Source organism: Paludibacterium paludis, from assembly GCF_018802605.1.
Classification (GTDB): Bacteria; Pseudomonadota; Gammaproteobacteria; order Burkholderiales; family Chromobacteriaceae; genus Paludibacterium; species Paludibacterium paludis.
Genome location: NZ_CP069161.1, coordinates 611,359 through 629,603 on the forward strand (window position 1 = coordinate 611,359; position 18,245 = coordinate 629,603).

The 18,245-nt window shown below is 61.0% G+C and carries 14 protein-coding genes; all 14 read left to right on the plus strand.

The window, feature by feature from the left end; translation table 11 throughout:
- Positions 1 to 63: 63 nt before the first annotated feature.
- The 14 genes from JNO50_RS02850 to JNO50_RS02915 all read left to right on the plus strand — a co-directional run bounded on the left by JNO50_RS02850 (position 64) and on the right by JNO50_RS02915 (position 18,197).
- Positions 64 to 1,056: an SDR family oxidoreductase gene (locus tag JNO50_RS02850; protein WP_189536601.1), complete on the plus strand. Its 993-nt coding sequence runs from the start codon at positions 64 to 66 to the stop codon at positions 1,054 to 1,056.
- Positions 1,053 to 1,625, plus strand: a complete 573-nt coding sequence (locus JNO50_RS02855; RefSeq protein ID WP_189536603.1) for an SIS domain-containing protein — start codon at positions 1,053 to 1,055, stop codon at positions 1,623 to 1,625. Before JNO50_RS02850 ends, JNO50_RS02855 begins: the two co-directional genes overlap by 4 nt.
- Positions 1,622 to 3,139 (plus strand): PfkB family carbohydrate kinase, encoded by a 1,518-nt coding sequence (locus JNO50_RS02860; RefSeq protein ID WP_189536605.1) that lies wholly within the window; start codon positions 1,622 to 1,624, stop codon positions 3,137 to 3,139. Before JNO50_RS02855 ends, JNO50_RS02860 begins: the two co-directional genes overlap by 4 nt.
- A 22-nt stretch (positions 3,140 to 3,161) precedes the next feature.
- Complete coding sequence (locus JNO50_RS02865; RefSeq protein ID WP_189536607.1) at positions 3,162 to 4,262, plus strand: radical SAM protein; 1,101 nt, start codon at positions 3,162 to 3,164, stop codon at positions 4,260 to 4,262.
- Positions 4,263 to 4,274: 12 nt separating this feature from the next.
- Positions 4,275 to 5,234 (plus strand): thiamine pyrophosphate-dependent dehydrogenase E1 component subunit alpha, encoded by a 960-nt coding sequence (locus tag JNO50_RS02870; protein ID WP_189536609.1) that lies wholly within the window; start codon positions 4,275 to 4,277, stop codon positions 5,232 to 5,234.
- Positions 5,231 to 6,286: an alpha-ketoacid dehydrogenase subunit beta gene (locus JNO50_RS02875; RefSeq protein WP_189536611.1), complete on the plus strand. Its 1,056-nt coding sequence runs from the start codon at positions 5,231 to 5,233 to the stop codon at positions 6,284 to 6,286. The genes JNO50_RS02870 and JNO50_RS02875 overlap by 4 nt, the downstream gene beginning before the upstream one ends.
- A 28-nt stretch (positions 6,287 to 6,314) precedes the next feature.
- Positions 6,315 to 7,715 carry a radical SAM/SPASM domain-containing protein gene (locus JNO50_RS02880; protein WP_189536614.1) on the plus strand — a complete coding sequence of 467 codons (1,401 nt, stop codon included), beginning with the start codon at positions 6,315 to 6,317 and terminating at the stop codon, positions 7,713 to 7,715.
- A gap of 66 nt (positions 7,716 to 7,781) precedes the next feature.
- Entirely contained in the window at positions 7,782 to 12,281 is a 4,500-nt protein-coding gene (locus JNO50_RS02885) for a glycosyltransferase (RefSeq protein ID WP_189536615.1), read from the plus strand.
- Between the two features lie 235 nt (positions 12,282 to 12,516).
- Positions 12,517 to 13,359, plus strand: coding sequence for a flagellin N-terminal helical domain-containing protein (locus JNO50_RS02890; RefSeq protein WP_189536617.1), 843 nt, complete (start codon positions 12,517 to 12,519; stop codon positions 13,357 to 13,359).
- A gap of 349 nt (positions 13,360 to 13,708) precedes the next feature.
- Positions 13,709 to 14,551 carry a flagellin N-terminal helical domain-containing protein gene (locus JNO50_RS02895; protein ID WP_189536619.1) on the plus strand — a complete coding sequence of 281 codons (843 nt, stop codon included), beginning with the start codon at positions 13,709 to 13,711 and terminating at the stop codon, positions 14,549 to 14,551.
- A gap of 183 nt (positions 14,552 to 14,734) precedes the next feature.
- The gene (locus tag JNO50_RS02900) at positions 14,735 to 15,577 is read left to right on the plus strand and encodes a flagellin N-terminal helical domain-containing protein (protein ID WP_215796466.1); all 843 of its coding nucleotides are present in this window, start codon (positions 14,735 to 14,737) and stop codon (positions 15,575 to 15,577) included.
- 183 nt (positions 15,578 to 15,760) lie between these two features.
- Entirely contained in the window at positions 15,761 to 16,603 is an 843-nt protein-coding gene (locus JNO50_RS02905) for a flagellin N-terminal helical domain-containing protein (RefSeq protein WP_215796467.1), read from the plus strand.
- A gap of 185 nt (positions 16,604 to 16,788) precedes the next feature.
- Positions 16,789 to 17,631, plus strand: a complete 843-nt coding sequence (locus JNO50_RS02910; RefSeq protein WP_189536875.1) for a flagellin N-terminal helical domain-containing protein — start codon at positions 16,789 to 16,791, stop codon at positions 17,629 to 17,631.
- 68 nt (positions 17,632 to 17,699) lie between these two features.
- Positions 17,700 to 18,197, plus strand: coding sequence for a flagellar protein FlaG (locus JNO50_RS02915; RefSeq protein ID WP_189536877.1), 498 nt, complete (start codon positions 17,700 to 17,702; stop codon positions 18,195 to 18,197).
- The last annotated feature ends 48 nt before the right edge of the window (positions 18,198 to 18,245 follow it).

Below are 18,245 nucleotides of genomic sequence, written 5' to 3' on the forward strand. Positions count from 1 at the left end.
CAAGTTACCCCCTGGCGGGACGATACGATAATTAACAGCTCTTAGGATGGCGTGCGGATCAGAATGAAAGCACTTGTGACAGGGGCCGCCGGCTTCATCGGAAGCCATTTGGCCGAAATGTTGTTGGACGCGGGCAATGAGGTCGTGCTGGTCGACGATTTGTCCTCCGGCAAACGCGCGAATATCGATGCGCTGCTGGCCCGCGGCAAGGCCAGCTTCCACCAGGTGGATATCCGCGACCGGGATGCTCTGATGCCGTGCTTTGCCGGTGTGGATCGGGTCTTCCACCTTGCCGGGCGCGCGGACATCGTGCCCTCCATCGAGGATCCGGATACGTATTTTTCGGTCAATGTGACCGGCACGCTGAATGTTTTGCAGGCCGCCCGCGCCCACCATGTCGAACGGCTGGTGTATGCCGCGTCGTCGTCGTGCTATGGTATTCCCGACGTGTTTCCTACTCCGGAAAACACGCCGGTCCAACCCGAATACCCTTACGCCCTGACCAAGGCCATGGGCGAGGAACTGGTTTTGCACTGGGGCAAGGTGTATCGCCTGCCGGTGGTGTCCTTGCGCCTCTTCAATGTGTATGGGCCGCGGTCGCGTACCGCCGGGACCTACGGCGCGGTGTTCGGGGTATTCCTCGCCCAGAAGCTCAAGGGACAGCCCTTCACCGTGGTGGGAGACGGTACGCAAAGCCGTGATTTTACCTATGTGACCGATGTCGCCCGCGCTTTCGCGATGGCGGCGGACTCCAACCTGTGCGGCGAAGTGATGAATGTCGGCAGCGGCGGCCATTATCCGGTCAACCGGCTGGTCGAGCTGTTGGGTGGCGATGTGGTGTATATCCCCAAGCGCCCGGGCGAGCCCGACTGCACCTTCGCCGATACGACGAAAATCCGGGAAAAGCTTGGCTGGCAGCCCCGCGTTTCACTGGAGGCCGGCGTCGCGGCCATGCTCGAGCGGCTCGGGGACTGGCAGGATGCGCCGTTGTGGACTCCGTCGTCGATCGAAACGGCGACGCGCAGCTGGTTCGCCAATCTGGGAGAGCAGGCATGAACGCGGGAACCCTTGCCCTTGCCGCCGGCCAGTTCGGACGGGTCATGGCGGCCATCGAGTGCGCGAAAGACGGTGAGGCGCTGGGCGCCGACGAGGCGATCGCCGAAACGCTGGCCGCGCTGCGCGCGGTGCGCGGCGATGGCGGATCGGTCTGGATCATCGGCAACGGCGGCAGTGCCGCGGTCGCCTCCCATATCCAGAACGATCTGATGAACAAGGACGGTATTCGTTCCCAAGTGCTGCATGAACCCGCGCTGCTGACGTGCATGAGCAACGATTTCGGTTACGATAAAGCCTATGCCCGCCTGGTCGGGCACTATGCGCGCCCCGGCGACATGCTGATCGCCATCAGCAGCTCCGGCCGCTCACCGAACATCCTGGCCGCCGTCGCGGCCGCCAGGGACCATGATGTCCGTATCGTGACGGCCAGCGGGTTCGACGCCGCCAATCCGCTCAGAGCCGCCGGCGGAATCAGCTTCTGGAGTCCTTCGCACGACTACGGCGAAGTCGAACTTTCCCATTTGTTCCTTCTGCATTACATCGCGGACCGTTTGGCGGATCCATCATGACCGAACACAAGATTCATTCCCTGGAGAGCCTCGCGCGCATCACTGACGAGCTGCGCGGCTCAGGCCGCCGTGTCGTGCTGTGCCATGGCACGTTCGACCTGATGCACACGGGACACATCCGTCACCTGCAACGGGCGCGCCAGTTGGGCGACGTGCTGGTGGTGACCCTGACGGGCGACCAGTTCGTGCGCAAGGGGCCGGGAAGACCGGTGTTCGGCGAGGATTTGCGCGCCGAGAATCTGGCCGCGCTGGCGTGCGTCGATTTTGTCGCGATCAACCAGGCCGAGACGGCGATAGAGGTGATCCGCCAGCTCAAGCCGTCCCTGTATGTGAAGGGCAGCGATTACGTCGACGCGGCGAGCGACCTGACCGGCAACATCGCCCGGGAAGTGGCCGCTGTGCGCGATTGCGGCGGCGATGTGCACTTCACCGACGAAATCACTTTCAGTTCGACCCGCCTGCTCAATACCCATTTCGACGTGTTTTCCAGCGAGGCGCGCGCGTTTCTCGCCGAATTCAAGAGCCGCTATCCGCTGGACACCTTCATCGGACGCATCAAGGAACTCAAGTCGCGGCGCGTGCTGGTGGTCGGCGACGCGATTCTCGATGAATACCATTATGTGTCCACTCTCGGGCAGACCGGCAAAGGCAATACCCTGGCGGTACGCTATCGCAGCGAAGAGCGCTTCGCGGGCGGCGCCATCGCGGTGGCCAATCACATCGCCGGTTTCTGCGGCGAGGTGACGCTGCTGACCGCGCTGGGCAAGGAGCCCGGAACACTCGAGTATGTGAAGGGCAAACTGCTGGCGAATGTCGATCTGCAGCACGCCGAATTCCCCAGCGCGCAGACGCTGATCAAGCGCCGCTTCGTCGATCAGGACCTGCAGCGCCTGTTCGAGGTGTACTTCGGCGGGGAGGAGCAGGAGCGCAGTTCGCTGGATCGGCATGTCTGTGACTGGCTGGCGGCGCATGCCGGCGAGTACGATACGGTGATCGTGCCGGATTTCGGCAATGGCCTGATCTCCAACGATATGGCGCGCTCCATTTCCGCGCATGCCCGTTTTTTGGCGGTCAACACGCAAATCAACAGCGGTAACCGCGGTTACCACGTGATCACCCGTTACCCGCGCGCGGACTTTGTCTGCCTTAACGAGCCGGAGGCCCGCCTTGCGGCGCTCGACCGCCACTCGCCGCTGGACGCCATCGCCGACGAGATCAACCGGCGGGTCGGCTCGCGCGCGACCGCGATCACGCGCGGCGGCCAGGGCGCCCTGCTGGTGTCGGCCGACGGGCACATCGCCATTCCGGCCCTGTCGTCCAAAGTGGTCGACCGCATCGGCGCGGGCGACGCTTTCCTGTCGCTGGCCGGCGTCTGCATGGGCGCGGGATTGCCGGAGGAGTTGTCGGTGTTCGCGGGCAGCCTCGCCGCGGCGCTCGATGTGCAGATCGTCTGCAACCGCGAGCCGGTCGATCCGGTGTTGTTCTTCAAGTACGCCACGACCTTGCTCAAGTAAGGGAGCGGGGAGGATCGCTGACATGGATAAGTTTCTGATCGACAGCCACAAGCTGGTGTACCACCCGCGCCGCGTGGCCGATCTGATCGAGGCGGGCGACGACTGGAACAAAGCGCGTGCCGTTTACCCGATCTATCTGGAGTTGTCCCCGGTGGGGGCCTGCAATCACCGCTGCACATTCTGCGCGGTGGACTACATCGGCTACAAGGCGGTGATGCTCGACGCGGACATGCTGGCCGTGCGTATCCCGGAGATGGCCCGGCTGGGTGTCAAAAGCATCATGTTCGCCGGCGAGGGCGAGCCCCTGCTGCACAAGAAAATCAATGAAATCGTTGGCATGACCCATGCCAGCGGAATCGACGTGGCGTTTACCACCAACGGTGTTCTGCTTAACGAGCGTTTCGTCGAAGAGTCGCTGGGCAAGACTTCCTGGATCAAGGTATCGCTCAATGCCGGCAGCGCCGCGAGCTACGCGGCGATCCACCAGACCCGCGAGCGGGATTTCGACCGTGTGGTCGGCAACCTGCGCGCGGCCTCGGCGTACCGCCGCGAGCATGGTCTTGCCACCACCATCGGTGTCCAGTCGGTGCTGCTGCCGGAAAACGCCCACGAAATGGTTGAACTGGCACGGATTTGCCGGGACGAGATCGGCGCCGATTACCTGGTGGTCAAACCGTACTCGCAGCACCTGTTCAGTCATACCCACCAGTACGAATCGGTCGACTATCAAGGGTACATGAAGCTCGCCGATGAGCTGGAGGCGTACAACACCGACAATTTCCAGGTGGTGTTCCGCTCGCACACCATGCGCAAGTACGGCGAGGAGGCTGATGCCCGCTACCAGAAATGCCATGCCACCCCGTTCGTGTGGGGGTACGTGATGGCCGACGGGCGTGTCTACGGATGCAGCGCCTATCTGCTGGACGACCGCTTCGATTACGGCAATCTCAACGAGCAAGGTTTTCAGGAGATCTGGGAGGGTGACAAGCGTCGGGAAAACTTCCGCTATGTCCGCCACGAACTGAATATCAAGGATTGCCGCAGAAATTGCCGCATGGACGAGATCAACCGCTATCTGGATCGTCTGGTCAATCAGACCGTTCCCCATATCAACTTCATCTGAGGGGCACCGGTCATGTCCGTTGAATTGTTTCGCGCGATGCTCCGCATACGCATGGTTGAGGAAGAGATCGCCAGGCGCTATCCGGAAGGCCGCATGCGCTGCCCGACACATCTGTCGATCGGACAGGAAGCGACGGCCGCGGCGGTCGGCCTCGCACTGGCTCCGCGCGATCTGGCCTTCAGCTCCCACCGTTCCCATGCGCACTATCTGGCCAAGGGCGGAGATCTGGACGCGATGATTCTCGAGCTGCACGGCAAGGTTGGCGGCTGCACCCGTGGGCGCGGCGGCTCGATGCACCTGAGCGACGAGCGGGCCGGCTTCGTGGCGAGCACCGCCATTGTCGGGAACAGCATTCCGCTGGGCGTCGGCACCGCGCTGGCGCAGCGATTGAAAGGCGAGGACGCCATCAGCTGCGTGTTTCTCGGGGATGGCGCGACCGAAGAGGGCGCTTTTTACGAATCGGCCAATTTCGCCGCGCTCAAATCGTTGCCGGTGCTGTTTGTCTGCGAGAACAATCTGTATTCGGTGTATTCCCCGCTGTCCAAACGGCAGCCCGCCGCGCGCGATCTGTGCGCCGTGGCGTCCTCGCTCGGCCTTGCGGCAAGGCGGCTGGACGGCAACGATGCCGTCGCCGTGTTCGATGCCGCCTCGAGCGCCATCGCCGCTTTGCGGCAAGGCGCGGGTCCGGTGTTTCTCGAATGCATGACGTACCGCTGGCGCGAGCATTGCGGCCCCTATTTCGACGATGACCTGGGCTACCGTCCGGACGGCGAACTCGCCGACTGGCAGCGCCGCGATCCGCTGGTCAGCCTGCGCGCCGCGCTTGGCCTGTCCGAAACCGAGGCCGAGCGTTTGACCCGCGCCATCGCCGACGAGATCGCCATGGCCTTCACCCGCGCCGAAGCCGCGCCGTTTCCCGACGAGGCCACCGTGTTCGACGGGATTTACCGCACGGAGCTTGACGCATCATGAGCCATACCACGATGAACGCCGCGACGGCCATCAATCGGGCGCTGCACCTGGCGATGGAGCAGGACGAGCGTACACTCTGCCTGGGGCTGGGCGTTGACGACCCCAAAGCGATTTTCGGGACGACGACCGGGCTGCAGGAGCGTTTCGGCGCCGAGCGGGTATTCGATACCCCGACCTCCGAGAACGCCATGACCGGTATCGCCATCGGCGCCGCCCTGGCCGGCATGCGGCCGGTGATGTGCCATCAGCGCCTGGATTTTTTCCTGCTGGCGCTCGACCAGCTCGTCAACAATGCCGCCAAATGGCACTACACCTTCGACCGGCCGGTACCGCTGACCATTCGCCTGATCATGGGGCGCGGCTGGGGGCAGGGCCCCACGCATGCCCAGAATCTGCAGTCGTGGTTCGCCCACGTGCCCGGCCTGAAGGTGGTCATGCCTTCTTCGGCCGCCGATGCCAAAGGCCTGCTGCTGTCCTCGATTTTCGATGATGACCCGGTGGTGTTTCTCGAACACCGCTGGCTGCACTTCGCCCAGGGGGAGGTGCCGGACGGGGACGTCCGCGTGCCGCTGGGCCGGGCCGCGGTGCTGCGCGAAGGCGATGCGGTCACCATCGTGGCGATGTCGTACATGACCGTCGAGGCCCTGCATGCCTGCCGGGCGCTCGAATCGGCGGGCATCGCCTGCGAACTGATCGATCTGCGCACCGTCCGGCCGATCGACTGGCCGGCGATTTTCGCGTCGGTGCGCCACACCGGCCGGCTGCTCGCGCTGGATACCGGCGCGCAAACCGGCTCGGTGGCCGGAGAAATCGTCGCGCGCGTTGCCATGGAATGCTGGGGCGATCTGAAAGCGCCGCCGGCGCGGCTCGCGCTGCCCGATTGCCCCGAACCGACCAGTTATGGACTGACCCGCCATTTTTATCCCGGCGCCGAGGCGATCATGCTGCGCATCGGCCAGATGCTCGGCATCGAACGTCTCCCGCTGGAACACCTGCCGGAACGCCACGCTCATCACGATGTGCCCGGATCATGGTTCAGCGGCCCCTTTTGAATAGCCTCCATCGCAAAGGAGTACGATGATGAGCGATCATTCCCAGGACAAGAACAAGGACGTCAACCGCTTCGGTTACGAAACCACCACCTCGATTCCGGAGGATGCCCCCCTCAAGCGCAATCCGGGACACAAGCTGCGCACCTCCAATGTGATCGTGAACCGCGCGGCGCTGACCGACGAGAAGCAGCTGCTGGATAGTTACAAGCTTGACCGGATGACCGGCCAGAAAATCCAGTTCGTCAGCGAGGGCAACCAGATCGGTGTGATCCGCCTTTCCGAAGGCGAGGAGCCTGCCCCGGCGCCCAACCAGTTCACCGGACCGAGCTACCGCAATCCGCCGCAACGCTTCCGCTTCGACGGGCACAAGATGATGCATCACCTCGACCGGGTGATGGCCTGGCAGAAAGGCGAGCGTTTCGCCCCGATCCACATCGACATGGGCCTGACCAAGTTCTGCAACACGGCATGCATTTATTGCTATGCGGTGGTGCAGAACATGACCCAGGGCACCATGATCCAGCGCGATGCCCTGTTGCGCTACATCGACGATTGCGGCCGGCTGGGCGTGCGCTCGATCGGCTTTATCGGCGATGGCGAGCCGACCCTCAACCCGGCTCTTTACGACGCGGTGGTGCGCGCCAAGGAAGTCGGCATCGATACCTCGATGGCGACCAACGGTCTGCTGCTCGACATGAGCCGCGCCCACGACCTTCTGAAGAACATGAGCTGGATCCGCTTCAACCTGTCCGCGGGCGACAGCGAAGGATTCCGCCGCGTGCACCAGTCGAAGGAAAAGAACTTCGAACTGCTGGTGAACAATATCCGCGAGCTGGTGCGCATCAAGAAGGAAAACAACTATCCCTGTACCCTTGGCCTGCAGATGGTGCTGATTCCCGAATGCTTCGACCAAGTGCTCAAGGAAGCGAAGCTTGGCGCCGAACTCGGGGTGGACTACTTCGTCATCAAACATTGCTCGGACTCCGAGTATAAGGAAATCGGCATCCAGTACGAAGACTATCTGGGTATCGAAGACGTGCTCAAGGAAGCGGAAAGCTATTCGACCGCCGATTACGTGGTGCAGGCCAAGTGGAACAAGATCAATGCCGCGTCCGAATCGGCCTTGTACAAGAATGGTTTCCGCAAGTACGACGTTTGCCACGGCACGCCGTTCCTGCTGCAGATTTCCGGCAACGGCAAAATCTATCCGTGCGGCCCGTTCTTCAACAAGGAGCGGTTCTATATCGGTGATCTGCATGAAGAATCGTTCTACGATATCGTTATGGGCGAGCGCTATTGGGCCGTGCACAAGGACGTGGCCGAGTCGGTCGATGTGCACAAGGACTGCGCGGTGGGATGCCGGCAGGACTATGTGAACAAATTCCTGTGGGATCTGAAGAATCCCCCGGAACATATCAATTTCATCTGATTCACTCGTGCCGGGCCCGGAGTTTTCCGGGCTTGGCCGTTTTTACACGACAGGGGGAAGGGGACCATGATCTCCATCGTCATTCCGGCCTATAACTACGCGGACTATCTGCCCGATGCCATCGATAGCGTGTTGTCACAGGGCATCGAAGATATTGAAATCATCGTCTGCGACGACGCCTCGACTGACGCTACCCCGCAAATCATGGCGCGCTATGCCGCCAGCCATCCGTCGATCAAGAGCCACCGCAATGCGCGCAACCTGGGCGCGCTGGGCAATATCAACCATGCGATGAGCCTCGCGGCCGGCGACTATGTCTTGCTGCTTGGCGCCGACGACTATCTTGAGCCGGGCGCGCTGATCGCGCTGTCGACGACGCTGGATTTCCATCCCGAGCTGGGTTTTGCCTACGGACGCTACGATATCCTGCTTGCGGACGGCTCGATGCATCACTTGACGCACGAAGGCTGGAAGGGGGAAACCTATTTCGGCACGCGCGACGAGCTGCCGGATCTCTTGTGCCACGACTGCTACATCAACCTCGGCACCACGCTGTTCCGCCGATCGGTGCTCGACGGACGCCCGTTTTTCGACGGCGCCTTGCAGGCCTTGCCCACCGAAGCGTTTTTCCGGGCGACGGACTGGGAGCTCATGCTCCGCCTGGCGCGCGACGGGGTGCGCGGCGCTTTCCTCGACCGGACGATTTCGGTGTTCCGCCAGCACGGCAACCAGGCCTCGGGCATCGACAAATACGCCGTATCGGGGCTGGCGGTGCTCGAGCACATGGAACTGATCAAACGGTATGTCAACGAAGCCAACCTGCCGCGACTGAAAGGACGGCTGGGAGGGGTGTTCCGGCTGGTGTACGGCAAGTACCGCTTTTACCGGGAGCACACCGATCTTGCCAATACCGATACCGACCGCACTGTGCGCGGCCGCTATCATGAAACCTGCAAAACGATCGCGGCCCTGATCGAGAAGGACGCCGATTCCGTTCTGCCCGATCCGCTGAAGGCGGCGCTTGTCGAGGAGACGGGACGGGACGTCGGAACGGAAGGGCCGCTCTTCTCGGTGATCGTGACGACCTATAACCGGCCACGGCTCTTGGTGGACGCGCTGACCAGCATCCTCGCGCAGACGCTTCAGGACTGGGAAATCATTCTGGTCAATGATGGCGGGGACCTGGTGGAGCCGGCGCTGGACTGGATCCGCCGTGATAGTCGCATCACCTACCTGCGCCAACCCAACCGCGGGGTCTCTGCGGCGCGCAACAATGCGTTGAGGCTCGCGCGCGGCCGTTATATCGCCTATCTCGACGACGATGACATCATGTTGCCCAACCATCTGACGCTGCTGGCCAGAGGGCTGGAACGCTACCCGGATCGCGTCGTCTATACCGACTCCGAAATGGTACTGGAGGAGATCGGCAGCGGCATCCGCAAGGAGTTGGGCCGACTCAAACCCTATGCGCACGGAAACTACGATTTCGCGCGCCTGCAGATCGCCAATTACATTCCGATCAATACCTTCGCGCACGACAGGCGCTGGCTCGACAAGGTCGGCGTGTTCGACGAGAGCCTGTCCGCTGTGGAAGACTGGGATCTCCTGATCCGGCTGTCCAGGGCGACGGATTTTCATCATATCCAGGAAGTCACCTGCGAAGTGCGGCAGCGCAAGGGCGCGGAAAACCATCTCACCGGCCGCGAAGGCGCGCGCATGAAGGCGCTGTATGAGCGCCTCTATGCCCGCTACGATGACCAGCAGAACGCGGCGATCCGCGCGGGCCGCGCGGCGGTGCTGTCCGTCGACCACCCCGCCAAGGCCTCCCTGTTCGCCGTCGAGTACCAGCGCTGGCTTGACGTGCGCGGCATGCGCCATGTCGACGTCGATATCCTCGGCGAGCGGATGGTGACCGGTTGGGCGGAAAAACCGATGATGACGCTGCTGATGAAAGCGCGGCGCGACGACATGGAAAAGCTCGGGAATTCGATCTTTTCCTTGCAGAACCAGCTTTACCAGAACTGGCGGCTGATCGTGGTGGCGGATTTCCCCGCGCCCGATCCGGTGTTTTCCACCACCGATATCCTCGGGTGGCTGGAAGTGGATTCGCTAGACGATCCCGCGCGCTTCGCCGAAGCCTGCAATATTGTCGTCAACGAGGTCGCCGGCGACTGGATCGGCCTGTTCCCCGCCGGCAGCGAATTCCGCGCGGACTGGCTGCTGCGTTGCGCGGATCATACCCAGATGGCCGGCAAGGGGCAGGTGGCCTTCTATGGCGATCACGACTTCGTGGTGCTGCCGGGCTCCTACGTCGATCCCCAGTTGAAACCCGATTTCAACCTGGAATACCTGATTTCCTGGGACTATGTCGGCAAGAGTTGCTGGTTCAATCAGCGGGCGGTGGCCGAGGCCGGGAGTATCGAGCCCTATCCGGGCGCGGAAGGCTTCGAGCTGCTGTTGCGCCTCGCCGATCTGCACGGCGCCGGGGCCATCGGACATCTTCCCGATCCGCTTTTGCACCTTCCGAGGCAGAACGCCGATGCGCTCGAATTGGCTGCGCGCCGAGTCGCCATCGAAAACCATCTGGCGCGCCTCGGCCGGGTGGGCGAAGTGATGGATGGCGCGATGGAGGGGACGTTCAAGGTGGTGTACCCGATTGCCGGGGAACCGCTCGTTTCCGTCATCATTCCCAACCGCGACAAACTCGAGTTCCTGCAGCCGTGCATCGAAACACTGTTCGCCAAGACCCGTTACCCGCGTTTCGAGGTGATCATTGTCGACAACCAGAGCCGGGATCCGGACACCCTGGAATACTATGACCGCGTTCAGGGCGAATATCCGGGCCGTCTGAAGGTTGTCGAGTACGACGAGGAGTTCAACTTCTCGGCACAGTGCAACCTTGGCGTGCGCGAGGCGTCGGGCGAATACATCGTGCTGCTCAACAACGATGTGGAAATTATTCAGTCCGAATGGATGGAGCGCCTGCTGATGCAGGCCCAACATGCCGAAGTGGGAATTGCCGGCGCCAAGCTGGTGTATCCGGAGACCGGCAAGGTGCAGCATGCCGGCATCCTGCTGGGCGGCGGTCCGGAGCTGCAGTCGGTCGCGAGCCACTATGGCGAGGGCGAGCCGCTGGAAGAAGGCGGTTACATGAATCGTCTGCGCTGCGAAATGTACCTGTCCGCCGTCACGGCCGCCTGCATGATGATCCGACGCGATGCGTATGAATCGGTCGGCGGTTTCGACGAAGCGCTGGGTGTGCTCTACAACGATGTCGATTTCTGCCTGCGTGTCGGGCAGGCCGGTTACCGCGTGCTGTGGAGCGCGTACGCCTTGCTGGTTCACCACCACGGCAAGAGTGTCAATGCGCAGCTGAAAAACCCGGCGGGCTTCGCGAAAATGGCCGAACGCAATCAGGCCGAGGCCGCGCTCATGCTGGATCGCTGGTTGTCGGTGATGGGGGATGATCCTTGTTACAACCGCAATCTGAGCTTGCAACAAAAACCGTTGTCGCTGGAGATGCGCGTACCGTTGATCAATGAACCGGCATTTGACGAGAGACCGCGCATCATCGCTTCATCCGTGAGTGGCGGCAGTGGTGAATACCGCGTCGCGCAACCCCTTGCCGCGCTCGAAAAATACGGCATGGCGCAGGCCACGACCATGACTCAGGGCGACAACATGACGCGGCTGCTGAAGCTGTCCGAGATTCAGAGGCAAAAGCCGGACGTCATCGTGCTGCAAAACGCGATCAACGATATCGAGCTCGATATGCTGCGCCTTTACCGGACCCATTTCCCCGGGATCATGAAGGTGATGACGCTGGATGACCTGGTCACCCACGTACCGGAACAAAGCTCGTTGTACCGGCATTTCATGGCCAATTACCGGGATGCGCGGCGCCGTGTCCGCGAGGCCTTGTCGTTCATCGACCGGGTGGTCGTATCCACCGAACCTCTGGAGGAGTTCGCGCGCCAGTTCTGCGATGATGTGGTGCGCGTGCCAAACCGTTTGAAGAAGGATGTCTGGGGTGGTCTGCAAAGCCGGCGCAATGCCGGTCCCAAGCCGCGAGTGGGCTGGGTTGGCGCGATGCAACACAAGGGCGATCTGGAGATCATCCGCGAGGTGATCACCAAGACGGCCTCGGAAGTCGACTGGGTGTTCATGGGGATGTGGCCGGAAGGGTTGGAGGATGTCATCCGTGAAATGCACATTCCGGTATCCTTCCAGGCTTACCCGGAAAAGATGGCTTCGCTGAATCTGGACCTGGCCGTCGCCCCGCTGGAGGACAATCCCTTCAATGAATCCAAGAGCAACCTTCGCCTGCTCGAGTACGGTGCGCTAGGTTGGCCGGTGGTATGTTCCGATGTGTTCCCGTACCGGACCAACCATGCGCCGGTCGCCCGTGTCGCCAATACCGTGGACGCCTGGCTCGAGGCGATCCGCGAGCGGGTTCACGACCGTGATGCCCTGGCTCGTGAAGGCGATACACTCAAGGCCTGGGTTGCACGCGACTATTTCCTGGAGGACCATCTGGCCGAGTGGGCCAACGCCTACAAGCGTTGAGTGGACCGATCGTGGTGAAACACCGCCCTGCTGCATGGCTTGGCGGTGTTTTTTATTGCAGAAAAACCCGTGCAGTACTTTGATTAGTAATGAAAAATGTCAAATGACTGGTTGTTTTAGCGGAAAATATTTAAGTTTTCTCGGAGGGTGCCGATAAAAGGTTATGCGAAAGCACCGCGACCGCTTCGCAGAGTCTCATGGAACAGGTCGGCACACGTACTAAGGTTTTGAAATCATGGCTATCGTCGTCAATACCAATATCGCGTCGCTGAACGCACAGCGCAACCTGTCGACGTCCTCCTCCTCCCTGTCCACCTCGCTGCAACGCCTGTCGTCGGGCCTGCGGGTGAACAGCGCCAAGGACGATGCGGCGGGTCTTGCGATTTCCCAGACCCTGACCTCCGCGGTGCGCGGTAACAACCAGGGTATCCGCAACGCCAACGACGGTATCTCCGTCGCCCAGACGGCCGAAGGCGCGATGGGCCAGGTCGGCAACAACCTGCAGCGTATCCGCGAAATCGCGGTACAGGCGGCCAACGGTTCGGTGAGCGACACCAACCGCTCGCAGCTGCAAAAGGAAGTGGACCAGCTGACGCAGGAAATCTCGCGGATCGTGCAGACCACCAACTTCAACGGCACCAAGCTGTTGACCAGCGGCCAGTCGATCACCTTCCAGGTGGGTGCCTCGGGCACGGCGGACAACCAGGTGGTCGCCAGCGGCGTGGAACTGTCCGGTCTGAAAGCCTATAACCAGGGTCTGTCGGCGGTGGCGACGGTCAATGTGATGACCTCCGGTTCGGCGTCGGCGGCGCTGAGCGACATGGACTCGGATATCAGCAAGGTGTCGGACAACCGCGCTCAGCTGGGTGCGCTGCAAAACCGCTTCGAGGCGGTGGTGGCGAACATGCAGAACTACGTGGAAAACCTGACGGCGTCGAACAGCCGGATCATGGACACGGACTTCGCGTCGGAAACGGCGAACCTGACGCGTAACCAGATTCTGCAACAGGCCGGCACGTCGATTCTGGGTCAGGCCAACCAGTTGCCGCAAGCGGCGCTGAACCTGTTGCGCGGCTGATCGGGCAGACAACCGCTGATTCACACCGCCCCGGAGCATATGCTCCGGGGCGGTGTTGTTTTATGGATGGCTGTTTTTACGGATTGTGATCTCGGTGTGAATACCGCAAAGCCCGATGCGCCAGCCGCGGTACTGGCGATTTTCATGTTGAATATTTCGTTATTTATCAACAAATTGTGCGTAGTGTCGAGCATTTATTCGAAATATTTATCTATAAAGGTTTTATTTCTCATAAAAATATTAAAGAAAATTTACATACTGACGATATAAGTACTACGGAAGGCAATGGACCAGTACTCAAGGGGTGTCCTGGCGGGTCGGCCGGAAATCAGCACTAAGGTTTGAAATCATGGCAATCGTCGTCAATACCAATATCGCGTCGCTGAACGCACAGCGCAACCTGTCGACGTCCTCCTCCTCTCTGTCCACCTCGCTGCAACGCCTGTCGTCGGGCCTGCGGGTGAACAGCGCCAAGGATGATGCGGCGGGTCTTGCGATTTCCCAGACCCTGACCTCCGCGGTGCGCGGTAACAACCAGGGTATCCGCAACGCCAACGACGGTATCTCCGTCGCCCAGACGGCCGAAGGCGCGCTGGGTCAGGTCGGCAACAACCTGCAGCGTATCCGCGAAATCGCGGTGCAGGCGGCCAACGGCTCGGTGAGCAACACCAACCGTTCGCAGCTGCAAAAGGAAGTGGACCAGCTGACGCAGGAAATCTCGCGGATCGTGCAGACCACCAACTTCAACGGCACCAAGCTGTTGACCAGTGGCCAGTCGATCACCTTCCAGGTGGGCGCATCCGGCACGGCGGACAACCAGGTGGTCGCCAGCGGTGTGGAAATGTCCGGTCTGAAAGCCTTCAAGACGAACCTCACGGCTGTGGTGACTGTCGACGTGACCACGTCGGCGGCCGCGTCGGCGGCGCTGAGCGATATGGATACGGACATCAGTTCGGTGTCTGACACTCGCGCGAAGCTGGGTGCGCTGCAAAACCGCTTCGAAGCGGTGGTGGCGAACATGCAGAACTACGTGGAAAACCTGACGGCGTCGAACAGCCGGATCATGGACACGGACTTCGCGTCGGAAACGGCGAACCTGACGCGGAACCAGATTCTGCAACAGGCCGGTACGTCGATCCTGGGCCAGGCCAACCAGCTGCCGCAAGCGGCATTGAATCTGCTGCGCGGTTAAGTCACTTTTCACTCTTTTTTGCAAAACGCTTCGGGTTGCGGCCCGAAGCGTTTTTTTTTTGTGAAAAATACCCTCCAGGGCCTAAAGCCTGGCCAAAACATGTCGATGACAAGTTATGAGCCGCACCGTTTTTGATCAGTAAGTCATTGTTGTAAAAAAAGTATTTCGATTTGGAGAGTCATCATGGCCATCGTCGTCAACACCAATATCGCGTCGCTGAACGCACAGCGCAACCTGTCGACGTCGTCGTCTTCGCTGTCCACCTCGCTGCAGCGCCTGTCGTCGGGCCTGCGGGTGAACAGCGCCAAGGACGATGCGGCCGGGCTCGCGATTTCCCAGACCCTGACGTCCGCGATCCGCGGTAACAACCAGGGTATCCGCAACGCCAACGACGGCATTTCCGTCGCCCAGACGGCCGAAGGCGCGCTGGGTCAGGTGGGCAACAACCTGCAGCGTATCCGCGAAATCGCGGTGCAGGCGTCGAACGGCTCGGTGAGCGACACCAACCGTTCGCAGCTGCAGAAGGAAGTGGACCAGCTGACGCAGGAAATCTCGCGGATCGTGCAGACCACGAACTTCAACGGCACCAAGCTGTTGACCAGCGGTCAGTCGATCACCTTCCAGGTGGGCGCGTCCGGCGCCACGGACAACCAGGTTGTGGCGAGCGGTGTGGAGATGTCGGGTCTGAACGCGTACGCGGCGAGCCTCTCCGGTGTGACGACGATCGACGTGACCACGTCGAGCTCGGCATCGGCGGCGCTAAGCAAGATGGATACGGATATCGGCACGGTATCGAACACCCGGGCTCAGCTGGGTGCGCTGCAGAACCGCTTCGAGGCGGTGGTGGCGAACATGCAGAACTATGTGGAAAACCTGACCTCGTCGAACAGCCGGATCATGGACACGGACTTCGCGTCGGAAACGGCGAACCTGACGCGGAACCAGATTCTGCAACAGGCCGGTACGTCGATCCTGGGCCAGGCCAACCAGCTGCCGCAAGCGGCGCTGAATCTGCTCAAGGGTTGATTCGCGCCCTGAAAGTGGGTGATTTGTTTTGTTAAGTAATTGATTTAAAATAGATTTTTTTAGAAAAATCGCTAAAGTAAGTCCGGCTTTGTGCCGATAAACGCAGTACGCGACGGCTGATGCCGCCCCACCTTTGTGGCGGGGCGGCATGCGGGGGACGCGAAGAACCGATGGAGAGTAATCATGGCAATCGTCGTTAATACCAACATTGCGTCATTGAACGCACAGCGCAACCTGTCGACGTCGTCGTCTTCGCTGTCCACCTCGCTGCAGCGCCTGTCGTCGGGCCTGCGGGTGAACAGCGCCAAGGACGATGCGGCCGGGCTCGCGATTTCCCAGACCCTGACGTCCGCTATCCGCGGTAACAACCAGGGTATCCGCAACGCCAACGACGGCATTTCCGTCGCCCAGACGGCCGAAGGCGCGCTGGGTCAGGTGGGCAACAACCTGCAGCGTATCCGCGAAATCGCGGTGCAGGCGTCGAACGGCTCGGTGAGCGACACCAACCGTTCACAGCTGCAGAAGGAAGTGGACCAGCTGACGCAGGAAATCTCGCGGATCGTGCAGACCACGAACTTCAACGGCACCAAGCTGTTGACCAGCGGTCAGTCGATCACCTTCCAGGTGGGCGCGTCCGGCGCCACGGACAACCAGGTTGTGGCGAGCGGTGTGGAGATGTCGGGTCTGAACGCGTACGCGGCGAGCCTCTCCGGTGTGACGACGATCGACGTGACCACGTCGAGCTCGGCATCGGCGGCGCTAAGCAAGATGGATACGGATATCGGCACGGTATCGAACACCCGGGCTCAGCTGGGTGCGCTGCAGAACCGCTTCGAGGCGGTGGTGGCGAACATGCAGAACTATGTGGAAAACCTGACCTCGTCGAACAGCCGGATCATGGACACGGACTTCGCGTCGGAAACGGCGAACCTGACGCGGAACCAGATTCTGCAACAGGCCGGTACGTCGATCCTGGGCCAGGCCAACCAGCTGCCGCAAGCGGCGCTGAATCTGCTCAGAGGTTAAGCGAACAGGCTTATGAGGGAGTGAAAGAGGGTGGCGGGTTCTCTCTCTTTCCTCCTTCACGTTGCAAGTTTGCGAATTGTCAGGCCATGACGCACGGTTGAAGGCTCTGATAGTTTCTACACTGAGTAGGGTTAATATAGAATAGGTATATTGACCAGAACTACAGGCTCGGTGGAGATTAGAATATGGCTATCGTTGTCAATACCAATATCGCCTCGCTGAATGCCCAGAGAAACCTGTCGACATCGACGAGTTCTCTTGGCCTGTCACTGCAGCGTTTGTCGTCGGGATTGCGGGTGAACAGCGCCAAGGACGATGCGGCGGGGCTTGCGATTTCCCAGACCCTGCAGTCGGCGATCAGGGGAAATACGCAGGGCATTCGCAACGCGAACGATGGCATCTCCGTCGCGCAAACGGCGGAAGGCGCGCTGGGCCAGATCGGCAACAACCTGCAGCGTATCCGCGAAATCGCGGTGCAGGCGGCCAACGGCTCGGTGAGCGACACCAACCGTTCGCAGTTGCAGAAGGAAGTGGATCAGCTGACGCAGGAAATCTCGCGGATTGTGCAGACCACGAACTTCAACGGCACCAAGCTGTTGACGAGCGCCCAGTCGATCACCTTCCAGATCGGCGCGTCCGGTTCCTCGGACAACCAGGTGATCGCCAGCGGCGTGGAAATGTCGGGCCTGAATGCTTATGCTGCAAGTCTGTCGGCAGTGGTAACCATCGACGTGACGACATCCAGTTCGGCGTCGGCGGTGATGGCCAAGATGGACACCGATATCGGTTCGGTCGCCAACCAGCGCGCGCAGTTGGGCGCTCTGCAGAACCGCTTCGAGGCGGTGGTGGCGAACATGCAGAACTACGTGGAGAACCTGACCGCGTCGAACAGCCGGATCATGGATACGGACTTCGCCTCGGAAACGGCGAACCTGACGCGGAACCAGATTTTGCAACAGGCCGGTACCTCGATACTTGGCCAGGCAAACCAGTTGCCCCAAGCGGCGCTCAACTTGCTGAAGGGGTGACGAATTAGTGTGATGCGACTCCGGATGGCATAGCGCCATCAAGAGGAGCGCTATAGGTGGAGGTTATCATGCAAGTGTCAACTCTCGTCAATCCTGTGCTGCCCCAGGCGGCCCAGCGCTTGTCCGTGGATTCCGATCCCGCGGCGGCCCAGACCGACGCCAAGCCGGTGGTGACACAGTCCCCTGTCGCCGTCACGGCCCCGTCTTCCTCGCCCAGGAGCGAGAACGAAGCGAATGCGCAGAAGCAGCAGAATGATGCCTCCCGATCACCTGTGGATGAAAAGAGCCTGAACAAGTCGATTGAGAAACTGAACAATTCGGCGAAAATGTTCAACGCCGAACTCGAATTCAGTGTCGACAGCACGAGCGGGCGCCAGGTCGTCAAGGTCATCGACAAATCCACCCAGACGGTTATCCGACAGATTCCTTCGGAAGAAGCGATCAACATGTCCGAAGCGCTCGACAAGCTTTCCCGTCCTTCGGCCGGTCAGTCCTCGCCGGACGAGAGCAAGTCCGCGGCGGCGCTCGAAACCTTCAAGGGGCTTCTGGTCTCGGACAAGGCATGACGGCGGCGGGATTCTTCCCGCCTTTTCGTCGTCCTTCCCTCGCGGTTT

Coding starts and splice junctions, on each gene's coding strand:
- JNO50_RS02860 (WP_189536605.1), top strand. CDS start 1,622: ATGACCGAACACAAGATTCATTCCCTGGAGAGCCTCGCGCGCATCACT.
- JNO50_RS02900 (WP_215796466.1), top strand. CDS start 14,735: ATGGCCATCGTCGTCAACACCAATATCGCGTCGCTGAACGCACAGCGC.
- JNO50_RS02875 (WP_189536611.1), top strand. CDS start 5,231: ATGAGCCATACCACGATGAACGCCGCGACGGCCATCAATCGGGCGCTG.
- JNO50_RS02915 (WP_189536877.1), top strand. CDS start 17,700: ATGCAAGTGTCAACTCTCGTCAATCCTGTGCTGCCCCAGGCGGCCCAG.
- JNO50_RS02910 (WP_189536875.1), top strand. CDS start 16,789: ATGGCTATCGTTGTCAATACCAATATCGCCTCGCTGAATGCCCAGAGA.
- JNO50_RS02895 (WP_189536619.1), top strand. CDS start 13,709: ATGGCAATCGTCGTCAATACCAATATCGCGTCGCTGAACGCACAGCGC.
- JNO50_RS02890 (WP_189536617.1), top strand. CDS start 12,517: ATGGCTATCGTCGTCAATACCAATATCGCGTCGCTGAACGCACAGCGC.
- JNO50_RS02885 (WP_189536615.1), top strand. CDS start 7,782: ATGATCTCCATCGTCATTCCGGCCTATAACTACGCGGACTATCTGCCC.
- JNO50_RS02905 (WP_215796467.1), top strand. CDS start 15,761: ATGGCAATCGTCGTTAATACCAACATTGCGTCATTGAACGCACAGCGC.
- JNO50_RS02850 (WP_189536601.1), top strand. CDS start 64: ATGAAAGCACTTGTGACAGGGGCCGCCGGCTTCATCGGAAGCCATTTG.
- JNO50_RS02870 (WP_189536609.1), top strand. CDS start 4,275: ATGTCCGTTGAATTGTTTCGCGCGATGCTCCGCATACGCATGGTTGAG.
- JNO50_RS02880 (WP_189536614.1), top strand. CDS start 6,315: ATGAGCGATCATTCCCAGGACAAGAACAAGGACGTCAACCGCTTCGGT.
- JNO50_RS02855 (WP_189536603.1), top strand. CDS start 1,053: ATGAACGCGGGAACCCTTGCCCTTGCCGCCGGCCAGTTCGGACGGGTC.
- JNO50_RS02865 (WP_189536607.1), top strand. CDS start 3,162: ATGGATAAGTTTCTGATCGACAGCCACAAGCTGGTGTACCACCCGCGC.